Origin of the sequence: Erwinia aeris (genome assembly GCF_041224955.1) — a bacterium.
Lineage (GTDB): Bacteria > Pseudomonadota > Gammaproteobacteria > Enterobacterales > Enterobacteriaceae > Erwinia > Erwinia aeris.
The window spans coordinates 65,099-86,769 of sequence record NZ_JBGFFX010000002.1 but is presented as its reverse complement, the minus strand read 5'-3'; the positions used below and the strand labels follow the sequence as shown (position 1 = coordinate 86,769).

The following is a 21,671-nucleotide window of genomic DNA, read 5'->3' as shown; positions in this document are numbered from 1 at the left end:
TGATTGAATTATTTTCCGGGGGCCAGCTTCTGGCGTTACTGCTGCTCAGCGATGACGGTAAGCTTCTCGTCAGTGGCCTTCTCTTCTTCCAGCGTTTCGCCCAGTAGGCGAGCAGCCTCTTTATAGCCCAGCTTTAAAGCCAGCGCGCGCAGCGTGCCGTAAGTGGCAATCTCATAGTGCTCGACTTTTTGCGCCGCGCCGATCAGGCCAGCGTCACGAACCGGGCCAGCCTCCACGGAATCAATAATTTCCTGGGCTTCTTCTACCAGGCCTTCAAGCGCGTGGCATTTCATTCGCTTAATGCGCACGCCGTCGGTGCTTTCCACCAGCTGGTCCAGACGCTCTATCTGGCCCTGAGTCTCTTCAAGATGCTGTTTGAAAGCGGCTACCAGTTTTTCATCGGTAGCGGCACGCGCCATTTTAGGCAGGGCGCGAGAGATTTGTTTTTCTGCGCTATACACATCCGACAGGTCATGAATAAATAAATCTTCCAGCGTCTTGATGGTCATATTTCACTCCATTTCAATAACAGGAAAGAAAGTGCAAATTCACACTCTGTAAAGCTACAGGAATAAGGTTAGCCTGGTCTGAGCATTTCGGAAGGCAAGAAGGGGAGAATATCCTTTTCAAGGAATATTCTGAGACAGCGGTCACAGACAGAGGGGAAAAATATAATTAACAAATAGTTAACTTATGAACGTTATCAACGACCCACGCTGGCGAGCTGTTAAAAAGTCGCCGGAGGTAAAGCATCTGGAAACGTCAGACTTCCAAAAATAGCGGCGGTACTTTACGGAAAAACAGTTCGTTTTGCCCGCCAACAGATACTGTGGCGGGCTTAAGATTAATTAAACCGTTGCCTGGGCGCTTGCCATTCCCGGCACCAGGATAATCTTGCGACAGTCTTCCTGACGCTTTTCAAAGATCTCATAGCCACGTGCCGCCTCTTCCAGCGGCATATGGTGGGTAACGATCTCTTCGGGTTTCAGGTGGCCCTGCTCGATCAGTTTCAGCAGATCGGGAAGGTAAGCGTGAACGTGAGTCTGACCCATTTTAAAGGTCAGCCCTTTATCAAAGGCATCGCCGAACAGGAAGCCATGAATAAAGCCCGCATAAACGCCCGGTACGCTGACAATGCCGCCACGGCGCACGGCCGCAATGCACTGGCGTAGCGCTTTGCCGCTGCTGCCTTCCAGCTTCAGGTTGCTGAGCACGGTTTCCGTCAGGCTGCCTTTGGCCTCAAACCCTACCGCATCGATCACCGCATCCACACCGCGATGGCCTTTGGTATTTTCAATAATCCAGGCGGCCGGATCGTCATTTTCATCAAAATTGATCGGGATAACGCCATAGCGCTCGCGCGCAAAGGCCAGTCGGTAGTTATGATGGTCAATCATAAAAATCTGCTCGGCGCCCGCCAGTCTGGCGCAGGCGGCGCTGAGTAAGCCAACCGGGCCGGCGCCAAAGATAGCCACGCTGGAACCCTGTTTGACTTCAGCGTTCTGTACCGCCTGCCAGGCCGTGGGCAGAATATCGGAAAGAAACAGTACTTTCTCATCCGACAGCGTGTCCGGCACTTTAAAAGGGCCGGCGTTGGCTTTCGGCACGCGCACGTATTCCGCCTGTCCGCCGGGAATACCGCCATAAAGGTGGCTGAAGCCGAACAGCGCGGCGGGCGGCGTGATTTTTTTCGGGTTCAGAATGGCACCGCGGCCGCTGTTAGTGGTTTCACAGGCGGCATACTGATGCAGATGACAGAAAAAACAATCGCCGCAGGCAATCACAAAGGGAATAACCACCCGATCGCCTTTTGCGACTTTGGTCACGCCACTGCCTGCTTCCACCACTTCGCCCATAAACTCGTGGCCAAAAATGTCGCCATGCTCCGTGCTGGGAATTTTTCCGCGGTAAAGATGCAGATCGGAACCACAGATAGCGGTGGCCGTTACGCGCAGAATAATATCGTCTGCGGCTTCAATCGTCGGGTCGGGCATGTTATCAACGCTGACCCGATGCGGGCCGTGGTAGGTAAGGGCTCTCATAGTCTCTGCTCCGGTATTTTTTTCAGTCTCACGTCAAGGCAAAAAAATTTGCGTTTACCAAGCATAGAACATGAAAAACGAACGCAGGGCGCGCGGCGAGCCGAAAGGTCAAACATCGGACAAAGAGAAGGCTAAAATTAAGGAAGATTTTACGGATATTTTGCGCTGCGCAGGCTTACTGCCCTTAGCCGTTGCTGTACAATGGCGCGTTTTTTATACGGATCGGGAAAGGTAATGACCACACTGTTACGTGCTTTATTGCTGGCATGCTGCCTGACGATGCTGACCGGCTGCGGCAGCATCATCAGTCGAACCCTGCCCGGACAGGGGCACGGCAATCAATACTATCCTGGCGTGCAGTGGGATGTCCGTGATACGCCCTGGCGCTTTCTGACGATTATCGATTTGCCGCTGTCGCTGGTTCTCGATACGTTGCTGCTGCCGGTGGATGCGCACCACGGACCCTACGAGTAAAATTACTCCCAGCGGTCTGCGCGGTCGGAATCGCTGTTATCGTCTTCCCACTCGTCCGCCGCTGCTTTGCCTTCTTCGGTATCGCCCGGCGGCTCCAGCTGAAATTCGCCTTCATCCCACTCATGCAGCGTATTTTCCGGCAGCCACTCCTGACGCAGTTCGATCTCGTCAAAATCACCGTCGAAAATGGCCTGTGCCGCTTCACCGCTGCGCAGCGCCAGCACCTCTCCCTCTTCGATATCATCCGCCAGGAACTCCGCCTGCCACATGATATCGCCATCCTGCATCACATATTTTTGTAGGTTGAACTGGCTGACCGCGGCATCGTCCTCTTCCATCTCCGGATTAGCGGCCAGAAACTCTTCACGCGCAGCGTCGATAGCCTCTTCCAGGGTTGCATACATGCTCATTGGGTATCTCCATAACGAAAAATGCAGGTTTTAAAGAAGGATAGTAGAAGATCGGCTGCGGTAAACCCGGCGAAGGAAAAAAATAAATGAGAATTTATATTAATTAATCAATGAGTTAATACTATAGCGTCTGTCAGCACCAGGCGAGCATCCAGGCGCCTGGTGAGATAAGCCAGGAAATAGGGAGCGGGCAGAGCTTGCTGCGCTGCCATAAAACAAAAAAACCCGGCCTGAGCCGGGTTTTGTCTTGTAGCGTAAGGCTTACTGCAGCAGAGACAGCACGCCCTGTGGAACCTGGTTGGCTTTTGACAGCACGGAGGTACCAGCCTGCTGAAGGATCTGCGCCTTCGACATGTTAGAAACTTCAGTTGCGTAGTCAGCATCCTGGATACGTGACTGTGACGCGGTCAGGTTGGTCACAGAGGTGTTCAGGTTGTTGATGGTGGATTCAAAACGGTTCTGAATCGCACCCAGGCCGCTACGTGCGGTATCAACGCTCTTGATACGCGCGTCGAGGTCTGACAGGTTACCGCCGGTCACGCTGAAGGTTGCGCCCAGGCCAGAAGACTGGAAGCCTGCGCCTGACAGGTCGATATTGATGACGTTAGCGTCGGTTGCGTCGTTGGCGCCAACCTGGATTTTTACGCTGCCGGTGCTGTTGAAGATCGCCGTGCCGTTGAAGGTGGTAGCCGTACCGATACGGTTGATTTCAGACAGACGCGCGTCAACTTCTTTCTGGATTGAGTCGATGTCGTCGGCGCTGTTGGTGCCGTTTTTCGCCTGCACAGTCAGTTCACGGATACGCTGTAAGTTGGTGTTCATCTCGTTCAGAGAGCCTTCAGCCGTCTGAGTCAGAGAGATACCGTCGTTGGCGTTACGTGAAGCCTGAGTCAGACCTTTGATCTGCGAGTTCATGCGGTTAGCAATCGCTTCGCCTGCTGCGTCGTCTTTTGCGCTGTTGATACGCAGACCGGAAGAAAGACGCTCGATAGCGGTGCTCAGAGAAGCCTGTGATTTGTTCAGGTTGTTCTGAGTGGTCAGGGACATAATGTTAGTATTGATAACGGACATAATCGTTTCCTTAAAGTTTAACCAGGGTTCGGATACGGCGCCAGGATGCCCGTCACCGTCTGTATTATTTATCGTCACACCCTGAAAAAACTTTAAACAGTTTTAGCATAAAACCTGCACAAAACGGCTTATTCCTCCACATACGAACGATATCAATGGGTTACCCGGATGATCGGCTGAAGCATCGCTAATATTTCATCAACAGCACAAAATGAATTTACACATTTAAATGTTTAAATATAATAGCGGCTCTTATTACCTGAGCGAGTGGAATTATGAGCAAGCAAACCCTGTTTACGCCTTTGCAAATTGGCGATCTGACCTTACGTAACCGTATCGTGCTGCCGCCGCTGACGCGTTGCCGCAGCGACCAGCCGGGCAACGTGCCGGGCGAGATGATGGTGGACTACTACCGCCAGCGCGCCAGCGCCGGTTTTATGATCACGGAAGGCACGCAGATTGAACCGCGCGGGCAGGGCTACGCCTGGACGCCAGGTATCCACAGCGCGGAGCAGATTGCGGGCTGGAAAAAGGTCACCGCAGCCGTCCATCAGGAAGGCGGAACAATTTTTTGCCAGCTGTGGCATGTGGGACGCGTTTCACATAGCGAACTGCAACCGGGCAAGCAGCCGCCGGTGGCGCCGTCTGCCGTGCCTGCAACGGGCGTACGCGTCTTTATCGAAACCGGACCGGGCGAAGGCATCCTGACCGCGCCGGATGCGCCGCGCGAACTGACCACCGCCGAAGTCAAAGAGATTGTCGAGCTGTACCGCACGGCGGCGCAAAACGCGAAGGAAGCCGGGTTTGACGGCGTTGAGCTGCATTCAGCCAACGGCTACCTGATCAATCAGTTTATTTCCGAACACAGCAATTTCCGCACCGATGAATATGGCGGCTCGCTGGAAAACAGGCTGCGCTTCCTGAAAGAAGTTACCGAAGCGGTCAGTTCCGTGTTTGGCAGCCATCGCGTCGGGGTACGCTTTGCACCGCTGTTTACCAGTACGGATGAAGAGCGGGTTTACCTGGGCCTGGTGGAAAGCGATCCGCAGACTACCTACACCGTAGCGGCAGAGATGCTGAATACGCTTGAGATCGGTTATCTGTCAATCGCAGAAGCCGACTGGGATAACAGCCCCGATCTGCCGGAAACCTTCCGCATTGCGCTGCGTAAAGCCTGGCGCGGGCCAATTATCTATTCCGGCCGCTACACCCAGGAAAAGGCAGAACACGTGCTGCAACAGGGCTGGGGCGATCTGTTTGGCTTTGGCAGAACCTTTATCGCCAACCCGGATCTGCCGGAACGCTTTCGCCACGGCTATCCGCTGAACGCCGTGGATGCCGCTTCGCTATATGGCGGCACGCGTAAAGGGTATACTGACTATCCTTTTTACGGTTCCTGATTTTGTGAGGCTGGATGACCCCTGAAAACGCGATGAAGCTGCTGGCCAATCCGACACGCATGGCCGTGCTGGCCTGGCTGAAAAACCCTGATGAAGCCTTTGCCGGCTATAGCCAGCTGTATGACTTCGACCGTTACGGGGTGTGCGCCAGCCTGATTCAGGACAAGGCGGGCTTATCGCAGCCCGCCACCTCGCTCTGCCTGAAGGTGCTTCAGGAAGCGGGCCTGCTGGAGGCGAGCAAAGTCGGCAAGTGGACCTACTATCGCCGCTGCGAGCCGCGTATCCGCGAGCTTGCCGACACGATAGGTAATTTCCTGGGCGCGTTATAGTTTACGCGTCCGGTCTCGTCACGCGGCGGCGCAGCGTCCGCCATGAGTAAACCGCATTGAAAAGCACGATGGCGGCCGTCACGATAAACACCGCACGAAACCCCCAGTGAGCCGAAACCACCGCGCCCATCAGCGGCCCGGTAACGTTGCCAATATCGCGAAATGACTGGTTATAGCTAAAGATACGTCCGGCGACGCTATTGCTGACGTTATAGATCAGCAGCGTCTGTACCGCGGGCAGCAGCGCGCCGTCGGCCGCGCCCAGCAGAAAACGCAGGATCCCCAGTTGCAAAGGGGTCTGCACCAGCGACATCGGGATCAGTAGCAGCACGGAAACCACCAGCATGGCGATAAGAATACGCTCAGGCCCGATACGGTCGCCCAGTTTACCCAGCCGGGGCGCGCTGAGCAGCGCAGCGACGCCGGGCACCGAGGCAATCATTCCGCTGACAAACGCCAGATTCTGGATATCGCCAGCCAGATCCCGCACGTAGAGCGTCAGAATAGGCGCGATAGATCCGGTAGCAACCTGAATAATCAGCGTGGTGACAAACAGCGCCAGCACCAGCTTCGGCCGTTTTAAAGAGCTAAAAACGTCACGGGCGTGCAGCATATCTTTCTTCTGTACCGGCACGAAGGTTTCGCGGATAGCAAACAGCGTCATCAGGAAACAGAGAAACAGCACGGCGGCGGTAATAAAGAACACCGGGCGCAGGCCAAAGCTGTCGGCCAGCAATCCGCCAATCAGTGGGCCGATCAATGCGCCGCTAACCGCGCCCGTCGACAGCCAGCCCAGCGCCCAGCCGCTTCGCTTCCGCGGCACCTGAGTCGCTATCAGCGCGTTGGCATTGGGCACAAAACCGCCCAGCAGACCTAACAACGCCCGCAGCGCCAGAAACTGCCAGATGGAGGTGGCCATCCCCATCAGCACCATCACTATCGCCATGCCAAGCGCCGACCGCAACAGCATGATTTTGCGGCCTTTACGATCGGCCAGCCCGCCCCAGAATGGCGACGCGACAGCGGAAAACAAAAAGGTAATGCTGAATACCACCCCCGACCAAAGATTCAGCGACTGCGGATCGGTTACGCCAAGCTGCTCGACGTAAAGCGGCAGAAAGGGCATCACGAGGCTGAAGGCGACGCCGGTCAGAAAACAGCCGCACCAGGCGACAAAGAGGTTTTTTTGCCAGTTAATCGGGGAAGGGGAAGCATCGGTCACAGCCATAAGCGCAGCCTGGTCAGTTTGTTAGCAGACTAAGTATGCGCCTAAAGCGCACGACTTAATAGCACCCGCCGGGGAAAACGCGGGAGGATTGAGCCGTGGTTGAGAAACGGGCGGGGTCGGTTCCGCCCGGAGCATCAGTACAGAGAGGGTTCGCCTGCGGGGCGCGTTTTAAAGCGGCGGTGCAGCCACATATACTGCTCCGGCGCCATCAGCACGCCGTGCTCGACGACTTTATTCATTCGCGCGGCGGTAGCAGCTTCATCATCCAGCGGCATATTCTCTTCCGCCGGCAGGATCACCATCTCATAGCCTCTGCCGTGCGGTAAGCGACGCGGCACAAAAGGGATCACGGCGGGCTGGCCGCTGCGGATCAGCAGATAGCTGCCTTTGGTGGAAGCCGCTTTTTCCACGCCGAAAAAGGGCACGAACACGCTGCTTTTTGGGCCGTAGTCATGATCGGGCGCGTACCAGATAATATCGCCGTTTTTCAGCGCGCGGATCATGCCTTTCAGATCCTTGCGATCCAACATGCTTTTATTGGATCGCATTCTGCCCCAGGTTTGCAGCCAGTCCAGCAGCGCGTTGTCGTTAGGACGATAAACGCCGATACCGGGATTATGGATGCCGAAGATGCGGGCGCCCAGTTCCAGGGTCAGAAAATGCATCCCGATCAGCAGCACGCCTTTGCCTTCCTGATGCGCTTTGTCGATATGCTCCAGACCGCTGACCTGAAACCATTTGCTGATGCGCCAGTCGGGCCAGAACCAGGCCATGCCGGTTTCGATTAAGCCCATGCCGACGGATTCGAAGTTGCGAACCACCATCGCCTCGCGCTCCGCTTCCGGCATTTCAGGGAAGCAAAGTTCCAGATTGCGTCGGGCTACCGCCACGCGGCGAGTGATAAAACGCATGGAAAGACGACCCAGGCCGCAACCGAGGCGATAGAGCACGGGATAGGGCAACAGCACCAGCACGTAGAGCAGACCAATACCCAACCAGGTAAACCAATAACGGGGATGCAACAAAGCGCGCGAAAACTGAGGCAGCTGAGTCATGAGTTTCCAGATCGTAAAAAAGGGGCACCATTATGCTGCCCGGGATTTATTATTTATGACCTATTGTGCCATTTTTTGACAGCGAACTGAAATAATGCGTTGAGATTCAGAAGGTTTAAACACCAGCGCGCGGGCGCGCGCTGGTTAACAGGGACTACGAATTAAACAGCCCTTTGACTTCATGGGGTTCGCAACGCCAGTATTGCTCTGGCGCGTCCACCTTCGCACCCAGCTCGGCGGCGGCATGCCACGGCCAGCGCGGGTTATAAAGCATACCGCGAGCCAGCGCGACCATATCCGCTTCGCCTTCCACCAGCACCGCTTCCGCCTGGCGCGGTTCGGTAATCAGCCCGACCGCAATCACCGGGATGGCGACTTCTTTTTTAATCGCCGCAGCGAAAGGCACCTGATAGTTCGGGCCGACGGTGATTTTCTGCTGCGGTGCCAGGCCGCCGCTGGACACGTGGATATAGGCACAGCCTTCCGCCTCCAGCGCTTTGCTCAGCGCGATGGACTGCGCCAGATCCCAGCCGCCGTCTACCCAGTCGGTAGCGGAAATACGCACGCCAACCGGCTTGTCTGCCGGGAATACGCGACGCACCTCGCGGAACACTTCCAGCGTCAGGCGCATACGATTTTCCAGCGAGCCGCCGTACTGGTCTTCGCGCTTGTTGGAAAGCGGAGACAGGAACTGATGCAGCAGATAGCCATGCGCGGCGTGAACTTCCACCAGATCCAGACCAAGGCGATCGGCACGAACAGCGCTGTCGACGAAGGCCTGTTTGATCTCTTCAATACGTTCGAGCGTGAGCGCAACCGGCGCGTTATCGTCATCGCTGAAAGGCACCGCAGAAGGCGCGGAGGTCTGCCAACCGCCCTGTTCCGGCTGCAGGAAACCGCCGCCGCGCCATGGCACATCGGTAGAGGCTTTGCGGCCGGCATGGGCCAGCTGGATACCAATCGGCATCGTGGAATAGCTGCGTACATCCTGCAGCACGCTGCCCAGCGCCTGTTCGGTTTCGTCATCCCACAGGCCTAAATCCTGCGGCGTAATGCGGCCGGCGGCTTCAATGGCCGCCGCTTCGACAATCAGCAGGCCGGCGCCGGAGAGCGCCAGATGACCCAGATGAATGCGGTGCCAGGCGGTGGCTTTGCCGTGCTCGGCGGAGTACTGGCACATCGGTGCGATGGCGATACGGTTCTTAAGCGTTAACTTGCCCAGCTCGATTGGGGTAAATAGCTGACTCATGCAATATCTCCGTAAAAAATTAAGTCGGAACAGGCTAACTATAGGCGGATTTTTTTGTGATGTTGGTCCGGATATGCTTTTCCGCCTGTTGCAAGGCTCTAACTTTCCTGAGACAAATTTTTTACGCTGCGTCCCGATTTTGGTTTGCTTCTGGCGCTATTCAGGTATGATATCGCCCGCAAAATTTCTCAAAAGTCGCAGGAACGTACACCATGCCAGTGTTACATAACCTTGTTTCTAATGAAGAGCTGAAAGCGCGGATGCTGGCCGAGACCGAGCCGCGTACCACAGTCTCTTTTTACAAGTATTTCACCATTACCGATCCCAAAGCGTTTCGTGACGCGCTCTATATCGCCTTAACCAAACTGAAAGTGTTTGGTCGCGTTTACGTCGCCGCAGAAGGGATCAATGCGCAAATCAGCGTGCCGGCCAGCAATTATGAAGCGATGAAGACGATGCTTTACGCTTTCGACCCGGCGCTGGACAACCTGCGAATGAATATCGCGCTCGACGATGACGGAAAATCGTTCTGGGTGCTGCGTCTGAAAGTGCGCGAGCGCATCGTTGCTGACGGCATCGCAGACGAAACCTTCGACGCCAGCGACGTCGGCGGCTACCTGAAAGCGGGCGAGGTCAACGCCATGCTGGACGATCCGGATGCGGTCTTTGTCGATATGCGCAACCACTACGAGTATGAAGTCGGGCACTTTGACAACGCGCTGGAAATCCCGGCGGATACCTTCCGCGACCAGCTGCCGATGGCCGTGGATATGCTGCAGGACAGCAAAGATAAAAAAATCGTGATGTACTGCACCGGCGGGATCCGCTGTGAAAAGGCGAGCGCCTGGATGCGGCACAACGGTTTTGAGAACGTCTATCACATTGAAGGCGGCATTATCGAATACGCGCGTCGCGCACGCGAGCAGGGGCTGCCGGTACGCTTCAAGGGCAAAAACTTTGTTTTTGATGAGCGCATGGGCGAACGTATTTCCGATGATGTTATTGCGCATTGCCATCAGTGCGGCACGGCCTGCGATACGCACGTTAACTGCAAAAACGACGGCTGCCATCTGCTGTTTATTCAGTGCGCCAGCTGTGCGGAAAAGTATCACGACTGCTGTAGCCCAATCTGTATGGAAGAGCTGGCGCTGGCGCCGGAAGAACAGCGGGCGCGTCGCGCCGGTCGGGAAAACGGCAATAAAATTTTCAACAAGTCGCGCGGCTTGCTGAATATGACGCTAAAAATCCCAACGCCCGATAACTGAGTGACCGTCAGGCAGCATTCAGGGCCGGTTTTACCGGCCTTTTTTGCTCTTTCAGCCGGTAACGGCGGCAATTCCCCGTTTTCTCACTTTTTTGCTCCGCTAACATTGCGCTAACGTTTTGTCGTCTGCACATAGTTACAACATACTGAAAGCCCGTAAAGAATGTCAATCTGAGCAGCCAGTAGCGCATCAGCACGGCTTTTTCAGGCAGGGCGTCCTGCTGCCTTCCGGCTCCCCAACGCGATACGCACAGTATTAAAATGGCTATTACAGCGATTTCTGTCACAAACTTGATAAAAAGAAGACTGTCGTATAGAGTAAATTCCCGTAAAGAAACGTTTTTAAGCGCCGTACTTTTAATCTTCGCTGCTTTATAGCTTTCATTCCCTTCTTTCTCTACAGGCTCCACCGGCAACGAAAGCTATGATGCTGCCAGTCATTCTCATTAAGGGGACTGCATGAGCACGCACTCAGAAAACAGACATAAAAAGCACTTCTGGCAGAAAAAACAGAAAGAACTCACCGTAGACGATATCACCATCGTGGATAACGACATGCTGAAGCGTGCCGTCGGCGCAGCCGCGCTCGGTAACGCGATGGAATGGTTCGACTTCGGCGTCTACAGCTATCTGGCCGTGACTATTGGTAAGGTCTTCTTCCCCGGCGGCAGTTCGGCGGCCCAGCTGCTTGCCGCCTTTGGTGCCTTTGCGGCAGCCTTTGTGGTGCGTCCTATCGGCGGGCTGGTGTTCGGGCCGCTGGGCGATAAAGTTGGACGGCAGAAAGTGCTGGCCGTCACCATGATTATGATGGCTATCGGTACCTTCTGTATCGGCCTGATCCCCAGCTATGACAGCATCGGTATTCTTGCGCCAATTCTGCTGCTGGTCGCTCGCCTGGTGCAGGGCTTCTCCACCGGCGGTGAATATGGCGGCGCGGCGACTTTTATCGCCGAATACTCTACCGATAACCGTCGCGGCTTTATGGGTAGCTTCCTGGAGTTCGGCACGTTAGGCGGCTATCTGCTCGGCGCAGGGCTGGTCACCGGCCTGACGGCGGCGATGCCGGAGGCGACGCTACTGGACTGGGGCTGGCGTATTCCGTTCTTTATCGCCGCGCCGCTGGGGCTGTTTGGTCTTTATGTCCGTCTGAAGCTGGAAGAAACTCCGGCGTTCCAGAAGCATATGGAAAAGCAGGACGCGCTGGAACACAGCAAGCCGCGTCTGACGCTGCTGCAAATGCTGAGCAAATATCGCGCCCAGATGCTGAAATGTATTGGCCTGGTGCTGCTGTTTAACGTCTCCAACTACATGCTGACCTCCTATATGCCAAGCTACCTGACCGGTATCCTCGGCCTGAGCGAGATGAGCAGCCTGCTGCTGATCCTGGTGGTGATGTTTGTGATGATGCCGCTGACGCTGTTTTCCGGGCACTGGAACGATCGCCTGGGCCGTCGTCCGGTTATTTTAAGCGGCGCTATCGGCCTGATTGTGCTGGCTATCCCAAGCATGATGCTGATTGGTTCCGGTAATATGTGGCTGGTGTTTGCCGGGCTGATCATCCTTGGCGTGCTGCACACCTGCTTTAGCGGCTCGATGCCGGCCACGCTGCCTGCGCTGTTTGCCACGGATATTCGCTATAGCGCGCTGGCGATCGGCTTTAACCTGTCCGTTTCGCTGTTTGGCGGCACCACGCCGCTGATTACTACCTGGCTGGTGGAAACGACGCATAACCTGATGATGCCGGCTTACTATCTGATGGGCGCTGGCGCAATCGGCGTGATCACCGTCTTTACCATGCGTGAAACGGCACGTAAGCCGCTGACCGGTTCAGCGCCTGCGGTTGGCAGCGAAGCGGAAGCGCACAAGCTGGTGAAAAAACTCCGTCTGCGTCAGCAAAAGAAAGATGCGGCGGCGTCGGTTAAATAATATTTCTCGCCGTTATCAGATGACGGCTGGAAATAATTAGCGTTATGGAAAGGCGGCATTTAACGATGCCGCCTTTTTTATTTATAAGCGGGAAAGTGAGAAGGGCGTTAAATCAAATTCTGCGGTTTTTCCCTGAGCAAATTGCGCGGCGATTTCACCCAATACCGTGGCGAATTTAAATCCGTGTCCGCTTAGCCCGCTAATAATCAACCTGTCTGCTCCCAGCGTATCGATAATAAAATCTTCGTCCGCCGTATTATCGTAGGTACAGGCTTCACCACGCAGGCAAACGCCTACACCAGGTAAAAACTGCCGTAAAAATCCGAAGAGTTCGCTGCCGTCTTCAGCAACGGCGCCAAAAGGCTTACGTTGTTCCGGCGCGCTAATCGGCTGACCGCCGTTGTGCTTGCCGATTTTGATCGCGTTGTTTTCAGCAGGAAATCCATAAAAATGGGTGCCGTCCGGCATTTCCACGGCAAACGCGGGAAACTTATTATTTTCACTGTAGCGGCCGTCCGCCTGATGCCAGGCAAAGACTTTTCTGACAGGGGTGACAGGCAGTTCCGGCAGCAGCGTTTTGATCCAGGTTCCGGCGCTCAGCAGCAGCTTTTTGCCCCGGAAGGCGCCTTCCGGGGTCTGGACGACTTGCAGGCCGTCACGCTCCTCCAGCCCGGTGACCGCGCAGTTAAACAGCTGCGCGCAGCCCGCTTCTTTGCACAGGCGGATCAGGTGACGAATAGCCAGTTCGGATTTCAGATAGCCGGACTGCGGCTCGTAAATCCCCGTATAGTTTTCAGGGACGGCCAGCTGCGGCCAGCGCCGCATGGCATCTTTACCGCTGAAGATCTCCACCGGCAGGCTATAGGTTTCGGCGCTCTGCCGCACGTTGCGGATAAATTCGGAACGATCAGGCGCAAGATTCAGCACGCCGCTGCGCTGCATAATTCGCTCGCCGCACTGCTGCTCCAGCTCGTCCCACAGCTGCTGAGCGCGCAATACCATCGGCACGTAGCGGGCGCCTTCGCCGTAAGCGTGGCGAATTAAACGCGTGTCTCCATGATGGCTGCCTTCGCGATGGGGCGGATGCGCCCGATCGATCATCAGGACATTCAGTCCCGCCTGGGTGGCGTACCAGCCGGCCGCTGCACCTACCGAGCCGCTGCCCACCACAATTAAGTCATAAACCATCAGTACCTGGCTCCATCGGTTATACAGGCAGGCAGAATAGCAAAATGCGGCTGGAATGAAAAAAAATGCGGCAGAAATGAAAAAGGCACCCATTTGGGTGCCTTCAGGCCAACGCGGACGAAATTAGTGCTTTTTGTAGTCGCGATCCTGATATTCAGTAGCTTCTATCTTCGCTATGCCAGCTTCGAGAATGGAGATAAATTGTCTGGCAACATCGGTGGTCAGCCAGTAGGTCTGGCCCACTTCAGCTTCATCGTCTGGCTGTTCATTTGATGAAAGTGAATGCAGACGGATCATCATAGCATCGTAGCTGTCTACGGTACTGATATCCCACCCAACGAGGGGATGTGTCTGGATAACCTCTTTGTTTCTGTCCATTATAACCCCCTTATTACTCGTGTTAACAATGACAACGAAGTGATTTATCGAGGTTCAATGCGGCTTTTTTTCATAGAACAGGAAAATTATAACAGAAATTCCAATGTTCGCAGAATGAAATGTCGATCTGAGCCGATTGCCTTTAATTGTTACGGGATTGCGTACGCAGAAACTAAGAGCGGGTGCTCCCGATATAATAAATATCGGCAGCGAAATAACAATACTTGAGTAAATATTATTCACCCGGCTCGTTTGGCTAACTCATCGGCCAGCGCGGCGAAGTGCTGCCGCTTATTTTCATCATAATCTGAACGGGTCGCTTCCAGACGAAGCTTGTCGACCAGCCGCAGCGCGGCCTGTTCATCCAGGCACAAAGAGAGAGAGGAGAAAGCAACTTCCAGCACGCTCAGGCGGCGCTGTTGATCGGCGATCAGCGCCAGCAGCTCGCCAAACGTCATCGCTTCTTCAGGATTTTCAACATTCATGGCAGACCTCTTAGCCAGCGGCAGCAACGCATATTTGGTCACTCTACTATAGCCAGATTCCGTCAGGAGCAAAGAGGGGAGAAAAGAAAAAAGCCGGACGGCGAAGCCCGGCAAAAAACGGAAAGACCACGGGACGTCGATCAGTCGGTGATAAACCAGTCGTCGGCGCTTTCCCAGGTTTCCTGCAGGATATCGGTAATCTGGTCTTTTGCCTCTTTACCGCCGCCCATCACCGTCAGATTATTGGCTGCGGCGTAGCGTACCGAAACGCTGTGGGCGGATTCAGGAAATTGTTTGTCGATTCGCTTGCTCAGCTCGGCGCTCAGCGCATCGATGGCGCCAGCGGGCAGCGAGGTGGTTCTTGCTACAGTGACTTCAATACGCATAAAAGCCTCCGATGAATTCACTGTGAATATATACAGTAAGATCGGCGGAAGCAATCATTTTGTCTGAATTACAGCTCGACGCGCCAGTTCAGCGTTTCGCCAGCCAGGAACGGCACCAGCGTGTCTTCGCCCAGCGTGACGCTCTCCGGCACCGTCCACGGCTGACGCACCAGCTTCAGCGTGCCTTCATTCAGCGGCAGGCCGTAGAAGCGCGGGCCGTTCTCGGAACAGAACGCGGCGAAATGCGCCAGCGCGCCCAGCTCTTCAAACACGGTGGCGTAGGCGGGCAGGGAAGAAGGGGCATTAAAGACGCCTGCACAGCCGCAGCTGGCCTCCTTACGATGACGCAGGTGCGGCGCGGTGTCCGTTCCCAAAAAGAAGCGTTCGTGGCCGCTGGCGACCACTTTGCGCAGTGCTTCCTGATGCACGTTGCGCTTCAGGATGGGCAGACAGTAAAGATGCGGACGCACGCCGCCCACCAGCATATGGTTACGGTTGAACATCAGGTGCTGCGGGGTGATGGTAGCACCAAGCAGATGATTGCCTTCCTGCACGTACTCAGCGGCTTCTTTGGTGGTGATATGCTCAAAAACCACTTTCAGCGCCGGATAGCGTTTGCGCAACGGCTCCATCACGGTTTCGATAAAGCGTGCCTCGCGATCGAAAATATCGATGTGCGCATCGGTCACTTCGCCGTGGATCAACAGCGGCATGCCGATTTTCTGCATCCGCTCCAGCACGGTGGCGATGGCATCGATATTGGTCACGCCGTGGCTGGAATTGGTGGTCGCATGGGCGGGATAAAGTTTGGCAGCGGTAAACACGCCTTCGCTAAAGCCTTTCTCGACCTCGTCCGCAGCCAGCGAATCGGTCAGATAACAGGTCATCAGCGGCGTAAAACGGTGGCCTTCCGGCACGGCGGCCAGGATGCGATCGCGATAGGCCACGGCGGCGGCTACGCTAACAATCGGCGGCACCAGATTAGGCATAACGATTGCCCGACCGTTGACCTCGCTGGTGAAGGGCAGCACGGTTTTCAGCATCTCATCGTCTCGCAGATGGATATGCCAGTCGTCAGGGCGGCGGATAATAAGTTGCTGAGGGTGTGCAGTCATGAACAGGCTCCGGCAGAAGTGAAATCGTATGGCGCGATTTGGCCGGGTATCAAGGATAAAGGGAAAGCCAAACGTTTGCACCTGCTTTATGAGGGCGGCAGCGAAATGGGCCAGGGTTTCCCATAGCGTTTGCACCTGCTTTATGAAGGCGGCGGAGAAATAAATCAGGGTTTCCCGCAGCAGTCGGGAAACCCTGAGGTGTTAATCAGTAAATGGGATCACTAGCTCGCCAGGCTTCACTACCAGACCTTTAGCGAAACGCTTCGCCATCGACTCCGCCTTGCTGCGATCGGTGCTGAGCAGGTAAGCCGGCTTCTGATTGAAATACTCTTTCAGCGACTGATTCAGGTAGGGCGTCAGCGTATTCAGCACGCCCTGCATTTTCGCGGGCTGCGCCTGGACGTCGGTCAGCTGCATATCTTTCAGGAAGATTGCCCCTTTTTCCTTATCGAAAACAGGCTGCGCCTTCATGGTCAGCAGCATTTCCGCGTGCTGTGGGCCGAACAGCGAGCTGATGTCCACGGTAGCTTTACCGGTCAGCGTGACTTTGTCCGCCTCTTCGCGCCCGATTTTGCTGTTGAGATCGGTCAGGACAATATGGGCATCGACCAGCCCGGCCACGCCAATCTGCTTTTCATAATTATTATGCTTTTGCAGCGCCTGGTTTACTTCCTGCTCGCTGACGGAATATTGAGTCAGCTTGTTGCAGCCCGCCAGGCTCAGCGCCAGCATCAGGGCCATCGCGCCCCGCATAAGATTGTTCATAGTGCTCCTCGTCACGTTATGACGTCAGTTACCCCTTCTGACGCGCAGCGATAGCTTGCCCGACAAATGACAAAGAGTCACCCGGCTGGTGGGAAAAGTTGTGACGAAATAAGGCGGGGCCGTGAAAACGGCCCCGGAAGATCAGGCAGCCACGGAAGAAAGCAGATTGATCTGCGTCTGTTTCGCCATATTGTCGCGATAGTCAGCCACGCGGCTGGGATAGTCGACGCCCGCTACCAGGGTCAGGGAACGCAGCACCGGGAAAAGGTGGATATCATCCAGCGACAGCTCGCCGTTCACCGCGTTGGGCTTCACAATCAGCTTGTCGAGCTTGCGCAGATCGTCATTGATATTTTTAATAAAGCCTGCGGAATGCTGCCTCAGCTCGTCAAAGCTGCCGACGCTGGCTTCTTTTTTCTCCGTGAAGTAGCGGCGCGCTTCGGGCGTGGCGAACTCGGCAAAGGATGCCGTGGCGATGCGAGGCAGCAGCAGCTTGTTCAGATAGCTGTTAACGTGACGCAGCCAGTCGCTGATCGCGGGATTAGGACGGCCCGTCAGCAGCGGCTCGCCGTCGCTTTTATCAACAAAGGCGACGATATCCAGGCTTTCCGGCATGCAGCTGCCGTCTTCTTTCATCAGGATCGGCGCCATTTTTTGTCCGATCAGCTTCTTCGGCGTTTCTTCATCGTCATTCAGCATCACCACCAGTTCGACCGGCAGGTTTTTCAGGCCAAAGATCATGCGTGCCTTTACGCAGAACGGACAGTGTTCGTAAATAAACAGTTTCAAAAGTGCCTCCTTACAGCGATAAAGGTAACGGCAAATACCATTAACCTTCTTAATGTATGCAGGGAGTATGGAAGAGAACGGCTGACAGGGCAAACCGGTGCGCCAGCTATCGTGCGTTTCAGCCGTTTCCGCCATTCACAACGGGAATATTTCCCGGCATTATTTTACCCGACTGCAATCAGGCGGTTATAGTAAAAAGACGTGCCGTCGACGCAACGCGGCGCTTTTATTTATGATCGGCTGAATTCAGGAGAGAAGATGTTTGGCTATCGTTCCGCAGCCCCTAAAGTGCGCCTGACTACCGACAGGCTGGTCGTGCGCCTGGTACACGAGAGAGACGCCTGGCGTCTGGCGGATTACTATGCGGAAAACCGGGCATTTCTTAAGCCCTGGGAGCCGATTCGGGATGAAAGCCACTGCTATCCTTCCGGCTGGCAGGCGCGGCTGGGGCTGATCACCGATATGCATAAGCAGGGCAACGCCTACTATTTTGCGGTGATGGATCCGGACGAAAACGAAGTGCGCGGCGTGGCCAACTTCAGTAACGTGGTGCGCGGCTCGTTTCACGCCTGCTATCTGGGCTATTCGCTGGGGCAGAAATGGCAGGGACAGGGCATGATGTTCGAGGCGCTCCAGTCGGCTATTCGTTATATGCAGCGCCAGCAACATATGCACAGAATTATGGCGAACTACATGCCGCATAATCAGCGCAGCGGCAACTTACTGGCCCGGCTCGGCTTTGAAAAAGAGGGCTATGCCAAAGACTATCTGCTGATAGACGGACGCTGGCAGGATCACGTGCTGACCGCGCTGACCGCCAGAGAATGGACACCCGAACGACGTGGACCTCTTTGATGAAAATTCTTCTTTCGCCCGTTGAGGCGCGCATTATTGGCTGCCTGCTGGAAAAGCAGGTGACGACGCCCGATCAGTATCCCATGTCGTTGAACGGCGTGGTCACGGCCTGTAACCAGAAATCGAACCGCGAACCCGTGATGACGCTGGCTGAAACCGGCGTGCAGGATGCGCTGGACATGCTGGCGAAAAAGCATTTGGTTACCTCGTTTAGCGGATCCGGCCAGAGAGTGGTGAAATATGAGCACCGCTTCTGCAACAGCGAGTTCGGCCAGCTCAAATTTTCTGCCGCAGAGCTGGCGCTGGTGGCTACTTTGCTGCTGCGCGGCCCGCAAACGCCGGGCGAACTGCGCACGCGCAGCGCACGGCTGCATGAATTTGCCGATATGGCTGAGCTTGAGCGGACGCTGGAAAATCTTGCCGCGCGCGAGGACGGCCCCTTTGTCGTCCGGCTGGCGCGTGAGCCAGGCAAGCGGGAAAGCCGCTATATGCACCTGTTCAGCGGCGAGGTGGATGAGGCCGCATTGCCCGCCTCTTCAGACGCACCAGAAAGCGGCGATTTGACAGAAAGAGTGGCGGAACTCGAGCGCCAGATGGCGGAAATGCAGCGGCAGCTGGCTCAATTGCTGAAAGGATCCTGATATGACGTTGCGTATAGGTATGGTGGGGCTGGGCAATATTGCGCAGAAAGCCTGGCTTCCGGTGCTGGCTGACGCGCAGGGCTGGCGGCTGGCGGGCGCGTTTTCCCCTAATCAGCAAAAGGCCCGCCCGATTTGCGACAGCTGGCGTATTCCTCTTTATGCCACGCTGGATGGATTGATTAACGACTGTGACGCGATCTTTGTGCATACCTCAACCGCCACGCACTTCAGCATCGTTAAACAGCTGCTGCTGGCGGGCAAGGATGTCTGCGTCGATAAACCGCTGGCGGCAACGCTTGCCGAAGCCGAACAGCTGGTGGCGCTGGCGCAGCAGCGTGGCCGCAAGCTGATGGTGGCGTTCAACCGCCGCTTTGCGCCTCGCTATCTGCAGCTAAAAGCGCTGGGCGGTCTGGCCTCGCTGCGCATGGACAAACACCGCAGCGACAGCGTCGGCCCGCGCGATCTCTTTTTTACGCTGCTGGACGATTATCTGCACGTCGTGGATACCGCGCTGTGGCTCGGTGGCGGCGGGGCGACACTGCAAAGCGGTACGCTGCTGACCAATGACGACGGCGAAATGCTCTATGCCGAGCACCATTTTCAGGTCGACAAGCTGCAAATCACCACCAGTATGCACCGTCGGGCGGGCACCCAGCGCGAATCGGTGATGGCGATAGCGGACGGCAGCGTCTGGCAGGTTGACGATATGCGGGAGCTACGGCAGGAAACGGCCGGTCGCCTCGTTATCGATCCCGTTCCAGGCTGGCAGAGCACGCTGGAGCAGCGTGGGTTTGCTGGCGCGGCGCGCCATTTTATCGACTGCGCGCAAAATCAGACTATGCCGCAAACCTCCGGCGAGCAGGCGCTGGCGGCGCAGCGCGTCATTGAAAAGCTCTGGCGCGACAGCGACAGGGAATAATGCTGTAACAATAGGATGTGGTTATTTCACGGCATATCAGTAGACTATGCCAGCTTTCGCGCCGTCTGAAGCGGCCGGATGATAACCGTGGCGCGCCACCTCCTTTAAAAGAATCGAAGATCATGAACCTGTTGAAATCCCTGGCAGCGGTCAGCTCGATGACCCTGTTTTCTCGCGTGCTGGGCTTTGCGCGCGATGCCATCGTGGCAAGAGTGTTCGGCGCGGGAATGGCAACCGACGCCTTCTTTGTCGCCTTTAAACTGCCGAACCTGCTGCGCCGCATCTTTGCCGAAGGCGCCTTTTCTCAGGCCTTTGTGCCGATCCTCGCGGAGTACAAAAGCAAGCAGGGCGAGGAGGCGACGCGGGTGTTTATCGCCTACGTCTCGGGGCTGTTAACGCTGGCGCTGGCGATTATTACCGTGGCCGGGATGTTTGCCGCGCCCTGGGTGATTTTAGTGACCGCGCCCGGCTTTGCCGATACGGCCGACAAGTTTGCGCTGACTTCAGCGCTGCTGCGCGTCACCTTTCCCTATATCATGCTGATTTCGCTGGCCTCGCTGACGGGCGCGATCCTGAATACCTGGAACCGCTTTTCCGTGCCGGCCTTTGCGCCGACGCTGCTGAACATCAGCATGATCGGCTTTGCGCTGTTCGCGGCCCCGCATTTCCACCCGCCGGTGATGGCGCTGGCCTGGGCCGTGGTGGTCGGCGGCGTCTTACAGCTGGGCTATCAGCTGCCGCATTTAAAGAAAATTGGCATGCTGGTGCTGCCGCGCCTTAACCTGAAGGATGCGGGCGTCTGGCGGGTGATGCGCCAGATGGGGCCAGCGATCCTGGGCGTGTCCGTCAGCCAGATTTCCTTGATTATCAACACTATTTTCGCTTCATTTCTGGTTTCCGGTTCCGTTTCCTGGATGTACTACGCCGACCGCCTGATGGAGTTTCCTTCCGGGGTGCTGGGCGTGGCGCTGGGCACCATTTTGCTGCCCTCGCTGGCCAAAAGCTTCGCCAGCAATAATCACGATGAATATAACCGTCTGATGGACTGGGGACTGCGCCTCTGCTTCGTGCTGGCGCTGCCAAGCGCGGTTGCACTGGGGATCCTCGCTAAGCCGCTGACCGTCGCGCTGTTTCAGTATGGGAAATTCTCCGCGTTTGACGCGGCCATGACCCAGCGCGCGCTGGTCGCCTATTCGGTCGGACTGATGGGGCTGATCGTGGTGAAAATCCTGGCACCGGGCTTTTATTCGCGGCAGGACATCAAAACGCCGGTCAAAATCGCCATCGTGACGCTGATTATGACGCAGGTAATGAACCTGGCCTTTATCGGCCCGCTGAAACATGCCGGTTTGTCGCTGTCGATTGGTCTGGCGGCCTGTCTGAACGCCGCGCTGCTTTACTGGCAGCTGCGCAAACAGAAAATATTTCTGCCACAGCCTGGCTGGTTCAGCTTTTTGCTGCGTTTAGTTATCGCGGTTATCGCTATGGCGGCCGCGCTGGCAGGGATGATGTGGGTCATGCCGGAATGGGCGCAGGGCAATATGCTGATGCGTTTGCTGCGTCTGGCGGCGGTCTGCGCCGTTGGCGGCGGCGTCTACTTTGCGGTGCTGGCGCTGCTGGGATTCCGCGTTAAGGATTTCGCCCGCACTACGGCCATATAAAGCAAAACCCCGTTGCAAAACGGGGTTTTTAGCTTCTGCAC

25 protein-coding genes are annotated in these 21,671 nt (G+C 55.9%); 10 read left to right on the top strand and 15 right to left on the bottom strand.

All coding sequences use genetic code 11. The features are described 5' to 3' along the window. Nucleotides 1–35: 35 nt before the first annotated feature. Nucleotides 36–509: a YciE/YciF ferroxidase family protein gene (locus tag AB6T85_RS04070; RefSeq protein ID WP_125288642.1), complete on the bottom strand. Its 474-nt coding sequence runs from the start codon at nt 507–509 to the stop codon at nt 36–38. A 339-nt stretch (nt 510–848) separates the two neighbouring features. Further along, nucleotides 849–2,042: a zinc-dependent alcohol dehydrogenase gene (locus AB6T85_RS04065; RefSeq protein WP_253454634.1), complete on the bottom strand. Its 1,194-nt coding sequence runs from the start codon at nt 2,040–2,042 to the stop codon at nt 849–851. 70 nt (nt 2,043–2,112) lie between these two features. On the opposite strand from AB6T85_RS04065, the gene AB6T85_RS04060 reads away from it, so the two are divergent. Together AB6T85_RS04060 and AB6T85_RS04055 are read left to right on the top strand one after the other, a co-directional pair. Continuing rightward, complete coding sequence (locus AB6T85_RS04060; protein WP_253454633.1) at nt 2,113–2,277, top strand: hypothetical protein; 165 nt, start codon at nt 2,113–2,115, stop codon at nt 2,275–2,277. Beyond that, the gene (locus AB6T85_RS04055) at nt 2,277–2,516 is read left to right on the top strand and encodes a YceK/YidQ family lipoprotein (RefSeq protein ID WP_253454632.1); all 240 of its coding nucleotides are present in this window, start codon (nt 2,277–2,279) and stop codon (nt 2,514–2,516) included. The genes AB6T85_RS04060 and AB6T85_RS04055 overlap by 1 nt, the downstream gene beginning before the upstream one ends. A 2-nt stretch (nt 2,517–2,518) precedes the next feature. Here the strand turns inward: AB6T85_RS04055 and AB6T85_RS04050 are convergent, their stop codons facing one another. After that, the gene (locus AB6T85_RS04050; protein ID WP_125288639.1) at nt 2,519–2,926 is read right to left on the bottom strand and encodes a MysB family protein; all 408 of its coding nucleotides are present in this window, start codon (nt 2,924–2,926) and stop codon (nt 2,519–2,521) included. A 261-nt stretch (nt 2,927–3,187) separates the two neighbouring features. Further along, nucleotides 3,188–3,997, bottom strand: coding sequence for a flagellin N-terminal helical domain-containing protein (locus AB6T85_RS04045; protein ID WP_369894865.1), 810 nt, complete (start codon nt 3,995–3,997; stop codon nt 3,188–3,190). Nucleotides 3,998–4,272: 275 nt separating this feature from the next. Between AB6T85_RS04045 and AB6T85_RS04040 the strand changes: the two genes are divergently transcribed. Both AB6T85_RS04040 and AB6T85_RS04035 read left to right on the top strand, forming a co-directional pair. Continuing rightward, nucleotides 4,273–5,397, top strand: coding sequence for an alkene reductase (locus tag AB6T85_RS04040; protein ID WP_253454624.1), 1,125 nt, complete (start codon nt 4,273–4,275; stop codon nt 5,395–5,397). Between the two features lie 14 nt (nt 5,398–5,411). Beyond that, entirely contained in the window at nt 5,412–5,726 is a 315-nt protein-coding gene (locus AB6T85_RS04035) for an ArsR/SmtB family transcription factor (protein WP_253454623.1), read from the top strand. 1 nt (nt 5,727) lies between these two features. Here AB6T85_RS04035 and mdtG read toward each other — a convergent pair whose 3' ends face one another. The 3 genes from mdtG to AB6T85_RS04020 form a co-directional block, all read right to left on the bottom strand. After that, on the bottom strand, nt 5,728–6,954 hold the full coding sequence (mdtG, locus tag AB6T85_RS04030) for a multidrug efflux MFS transporter MdtG (protein ID WP_253454622.1): 1,227 nt from the start codon (nt 6,952–6,954) through the stop codon (nt 5,728–5,730). A gap of 134 nt (nt 6,955–7,088) precedes the next feature. Then, complete coding sequence (locus AB6T85_RS04025; protein ID WP_301252704.1) at nt 7,089–8,009, bottom strand: Kdo(2)-lipid IV(A) acyltransferase; 921 nt, start codon at nt 8,007–8,009, stop codon at nt 7,089–7,091. Between the two features lie 154 nt (nt 8,010–8,163). Beyond that, complete coding sequence (locus tag AB6T85_RS04020) at nt 8,164–9,258, bottom strand: NADH:flavin oxidoreductase/NADH oxidase (RefSeq protein WP_253454620.1); 1,095 nt, start codon at nt 9,256–9,258, stop codon at nt 8,164–8,166. A 212-nt stretch (nt 9,259–9,470) separates the two neighbouring features. Between AB6T85_RS04020 and trhO the strand changes: the two genes are divergently transcribed. Next, on the top strand, nt 9,471–10,523 hold the full coding sequence (gene trhO / locus AB6T85_RS04015; RefSeq protein WP_253454619.1) for an oxygen-dependent tRNA uridine(34) hydroxylase TrhO: 1,053 nt from the start codon (nt 9,471–9,473) through the stop codon (nt 10,521–10,523). 7 nt (nt 10,524–10,530) lie between these two features. Here the strand turns inward: trhO and AB6T85_RS04010 are convergent, their stop codons facing one another. Further along, the gene (locus AB6T85_RS04010) at nt 10,531–10,938 is read right to left on the bottom strand and encodes a hypothetical protein (RefSeq protein WP_369894864.1); all 408 of its coding nucleotides are present in this window, start codon (nt 10,936–10,938) and stop codon (nt 10,531–10,533) included. 43 nt (nt 10,939–10,981) lie between these two features. Here AB6T85_RS04010 and proP point away from each other — a divergent pair, with 43 nt between their 5' ends. Continuing rightward, nucleotides 10,982–12,448: a glycine betaine/L-proline transporter ProP gene (gene proP / locus AB6T85_RS04005; RefSeq protein WP_301252705.1), complete on the top strand. Its 1,467-nt coding sequence runs from the start codon at nt 10,982–10,984 to the stop codon at nt 12,446–12,448. 81 nt (nt 12,449–12,529) lie between these two features. Here the strand turns inward: proP and solA are convergent, their stop codons facing one another. The 7 genes from solA to grxB form a co-directional block, all read right to left on the bottom strand. After that, entirely contained in the window at nt 12,530–13,636 is a 1,107-nt protein-coding gene (gene solA / locus AB6T85_RS04000) for an N-methyl-L-tryptophan oxidase (protein WP_369894862.1), read from the bottom strand. A 123-nt stretch (nt 13,637–13,759) separates the two neighbouring features. Then, nucleotides 13,760–14,014, bottom strand: coding sequence for a biofilm formation regulator BssS (bssS, locus tag AB6T85_RS03995; protein WP_125290802.1), 255 nt, complete (start codon nt 14,012–14,014; stop codon nt 13,760–13,762). Nucleotides 14,015–14,253: 239 nt separating this feature from the next. After that, nucleotides 14,254–14,499, bottom strand: a complete 246-nt coding sequence (locus AB6T85_RS03990) for a hypothetical protein (RefSeq protein ID WP_253454615.1) — start codon at nt 14,497–14,499, stop codon at nt 14,254–14,256. 140 nt (nt 14,500–14,639) lie between these two features. Then, entirely contained in the window at nt 14,640–14,885 is a 246-nt protein-coding gene (dinI, locus tag AB6T85_RS03985; protein ID WP_125290800.1) for a DNA damage-inducible protein I, read from the bottom strand. Between the two features lie 68 nt (nt 14,886–14,953). After that, nucleotides 14,954–16,000 carry a dihydroorotase gene (gene pyrC / locus AB6T85_RS03980; RefSeq protein ID WP_301729740.1) on the bottom strand — a complete coding sequence of 349 codons (1,047 nt, stop codon included), beginning with the start codon at nt 15,998–16,000 and terminating at the stop codon, nt 14,954–14,956. Between the two features lie 201 nt (nt 16,001–16,201). Further along, nucleotides 16,202–16,765, bottom strand: coding sequence for a lipoprotein (locus AB6T85_RS03975; RefSeq protein ID WP_253454613.1), 564 nt, complete (start codon nt 16,763–16,765; stop codon nt 16,202–16,204). Nucleotides 16,766–16,906: 141 nt separating this feature from the next. Beyond that, the gene (grxB, locus tag AB6T85_RS03970; RefSeq protein WP_253454612.1) at nt 16,907–17,554 is read right to left on the bottom strand and encodes a glutaredoxin 2; all 648 of its coding nucleotides are present in this window, start codon (nt 17,552–17,554) and stop codon (nt 16,907–16,909) included. 258 nt (nt 17,555–17,812) lie between these two features. Between grxB and rimJ the strand changes: the two genes are divergently transcribed. From rimJ to murJ, 4 genes are all read left to right on the top strand, one after another. Continuing rightward, on the top strand, nt 17,813–18,409 hold the full coding sequence (gene rimJ, locus AB6T85_RS03965) for a ribosomal protein S5-alanine N-acetyltransferase (protein WP_125290796.1): 597 nt from the start codon (nt 17,813–17,815) through the stop codon (nt 18,407–18,409). Then, on the top strand, nt 18,409–19,050 hold the full coding sequence (locus AB6T85_RS03960) for a DUF480 domain-containing protein (RefSeq protein WP_253454611.1): 642 nt from the start codon (nt 18,409–18,411) through the stop codon (nt 19,048–19,050). Before rimJ ends, AB6T85_RS03960 begins: the two co-directional genes overlap by 1 nt. Before the next feature lies 1 nt (nt 19,051). Then, entirely contained in the window at nt 19,052–19,969 is a 918-nt protein-coding gene (locus AB6T85_RS03955) for a Gfo/Idh/MocA family protein (protein WP_253454610.1), read from the top strand. Nucleotides 19,970–20,091: 122 nt separating this feature from the next. Then, a complete protein-coding gene (gene murJ, locus AB6T85_RS03950; protein ID WP_253454609.1) occupies nt 20,092–21,630 on the top strand; it encodes a murein biosynthesis integral membrane protein MurJ in 1,539 nt (512 codons plus the stop codon). Nucleotides 21,631–21,671 lie beyond the last annotated feature (41 nt).

Bases quoted from the DNA above. Each gene is read 5' to 3' on its own strand.
- AB6T85_RS04070 (WP_125288642.1), bottom strand. From the start codon at position 509: ATGACCATCAAGACGCTGGAAGATTTATTTATTCATGACCTGTCGGAT.
- AB6T85_RS04065 (WP_253454634.1), bottom strand. From the start codon at position 2,042: ATGAGAGCCCTTACCTACCACGGCCCGCATCGGGTCAGCGTTGATAAC.
- AB6T85_RS04060 (WP_253454633.1), top strand. From the start codon at position 2,113: ATGAAAAACGAACGCAGGGCGCGCGGCGAGCCGAAAGGTCAAACATCG.
- AB6T85_RS04055 (WP_253454632.1), top strand. From the start codon at position 2,277: ATGACCACACTGTTACGTGCTTTATTGCTGGCATGCTGCCTGACGATG.
- AB6T85_RS04050 (WP_125288639.1), bottom strand. From the start codon at position 2,926: ATGAGCATGTATGCAACCCTGGAAGAGGCTATCGACGCTGCGCGTGAA.
- AB6T85_RS04045 (WP_369894865.1), bottom strand. From the start codon at position 3,997: ATGTCCGTTATCAATACTAACATTATGTCCCTGACCACTCAGAACAAC.
- AB6T85_RS04040 (WP_253454624.1), top strand. From the start codon at position 4,273: ATGAGCAAGCAAACCCTGTTTACGCCTTTGCAAATTGGCGATCTGACC.
- AB6T85_RS04035 (WP_253454623.1), top strand. From the start codon at position 5,412: ATGACCCCTGAAAACGCGATGAAGCTGCTGGCCAATCCGACACGCATG.
- mdtG (WP_253454622.1), bottom strand. From the start codon at position 6,954: ATGGCTGTGACCGATGCTTCCCCTTCCCCGATTAACTGGCAAAAAAAC.
- AB6T85_RS04025 (WP_301252704.1), bottom strand. From the start codon at position 8,009: ATGACTCAGCTGCCTCAGTTTTCGCGCGCTTTGTTGCATCCCCGTTAT.
- AB6T85_RS04020 (WP_253454620.1), bottom strand. From the start codon at position 9,258: ATGAGTCAGCTATTTACCCCAATCGAGCTGGGCAAGTTAACGCTTAAG.
- trhO (WP_253454619.1), top strand. From the start codon at position 9,471: ATGCCAGTGTTACATAACCTTGTTTCTAATGAAGAGCTGAAAGCGCGG.
- proP (WP_301252705.1), top strand. From the start codon at position 10,982: ATGAGCACGCACTCAGAAAACAGACATAAAAAGCACTTCTGGCAGAAA.
- solA (WP_369894862.1), bottom strand. From the start codon at position 13,636: ATGGTTTATGACTTAATTGTGGTGGGCAGCGGCTCGGTAGGTGCAGCG.
- bssS (WP_125290802.1), bottom strand. From the start codon at position 14,014: ATGGACAGAAACAAAGAGGTTATCCAGACACATCCCCTCGTTGGGTGG.
- AB6T85_RS03990 (WP_253454615.1), bottom strand. From the start codon at position 14,499: ATGAATGTTGAAAATCCTGAAGAAGCGATGACGTTTGGCGAGCTGCTG.
- dinI (WP_125290800.1), bottom strand. From the start codon at position 14,885: ATGCGTATTGAAGTCACTGTAGCAAGAACCACCTCGCTGCCCGCTGGC.
- pyrC (WP_301729740.1), bottom strand. From the start codon at position 16,000: ATGACTGCACACCCTCAGCAACTTATTATCCGCCGCCCTGACGACTGG.
- AB6T85_RS03975 (WP_253454613.1), bottom strand. From the start codon at position 16,765: ATGAACAATCTTATGCGGGGCGCGATGGCCCTGATGCTGGCGCTGAGC.
- rimJ (WP_125290796.1), top strand. From the start codon at position 17,813: ATGTTTGGCTATCGTTCCGCAGCCCCTAAAGTGCGCCTGACTACCGAC.
- AB6T85_RS03960 (WP_253454611.1), top strand. From the start codon at position 18,409: ATGAAAATTCTTCTTTCGCCCGTTGAGGCGCGCATTATTGGCTGCCTG.
- AB6T85_RS03955 (WP_253454610.1), top strand. From the start codon at position 19,052: ATGACGTTGCGTATAGGTATGGTGGGGCTGGGCAATATTGCGCAGAAA.
- murJ (WP_253454609.1), top strand. From the start codon at position 20,092: ATGAACCTGTTGAAATCCCTGGCAGCGGTCAGCTCGATGACCCTGTTT.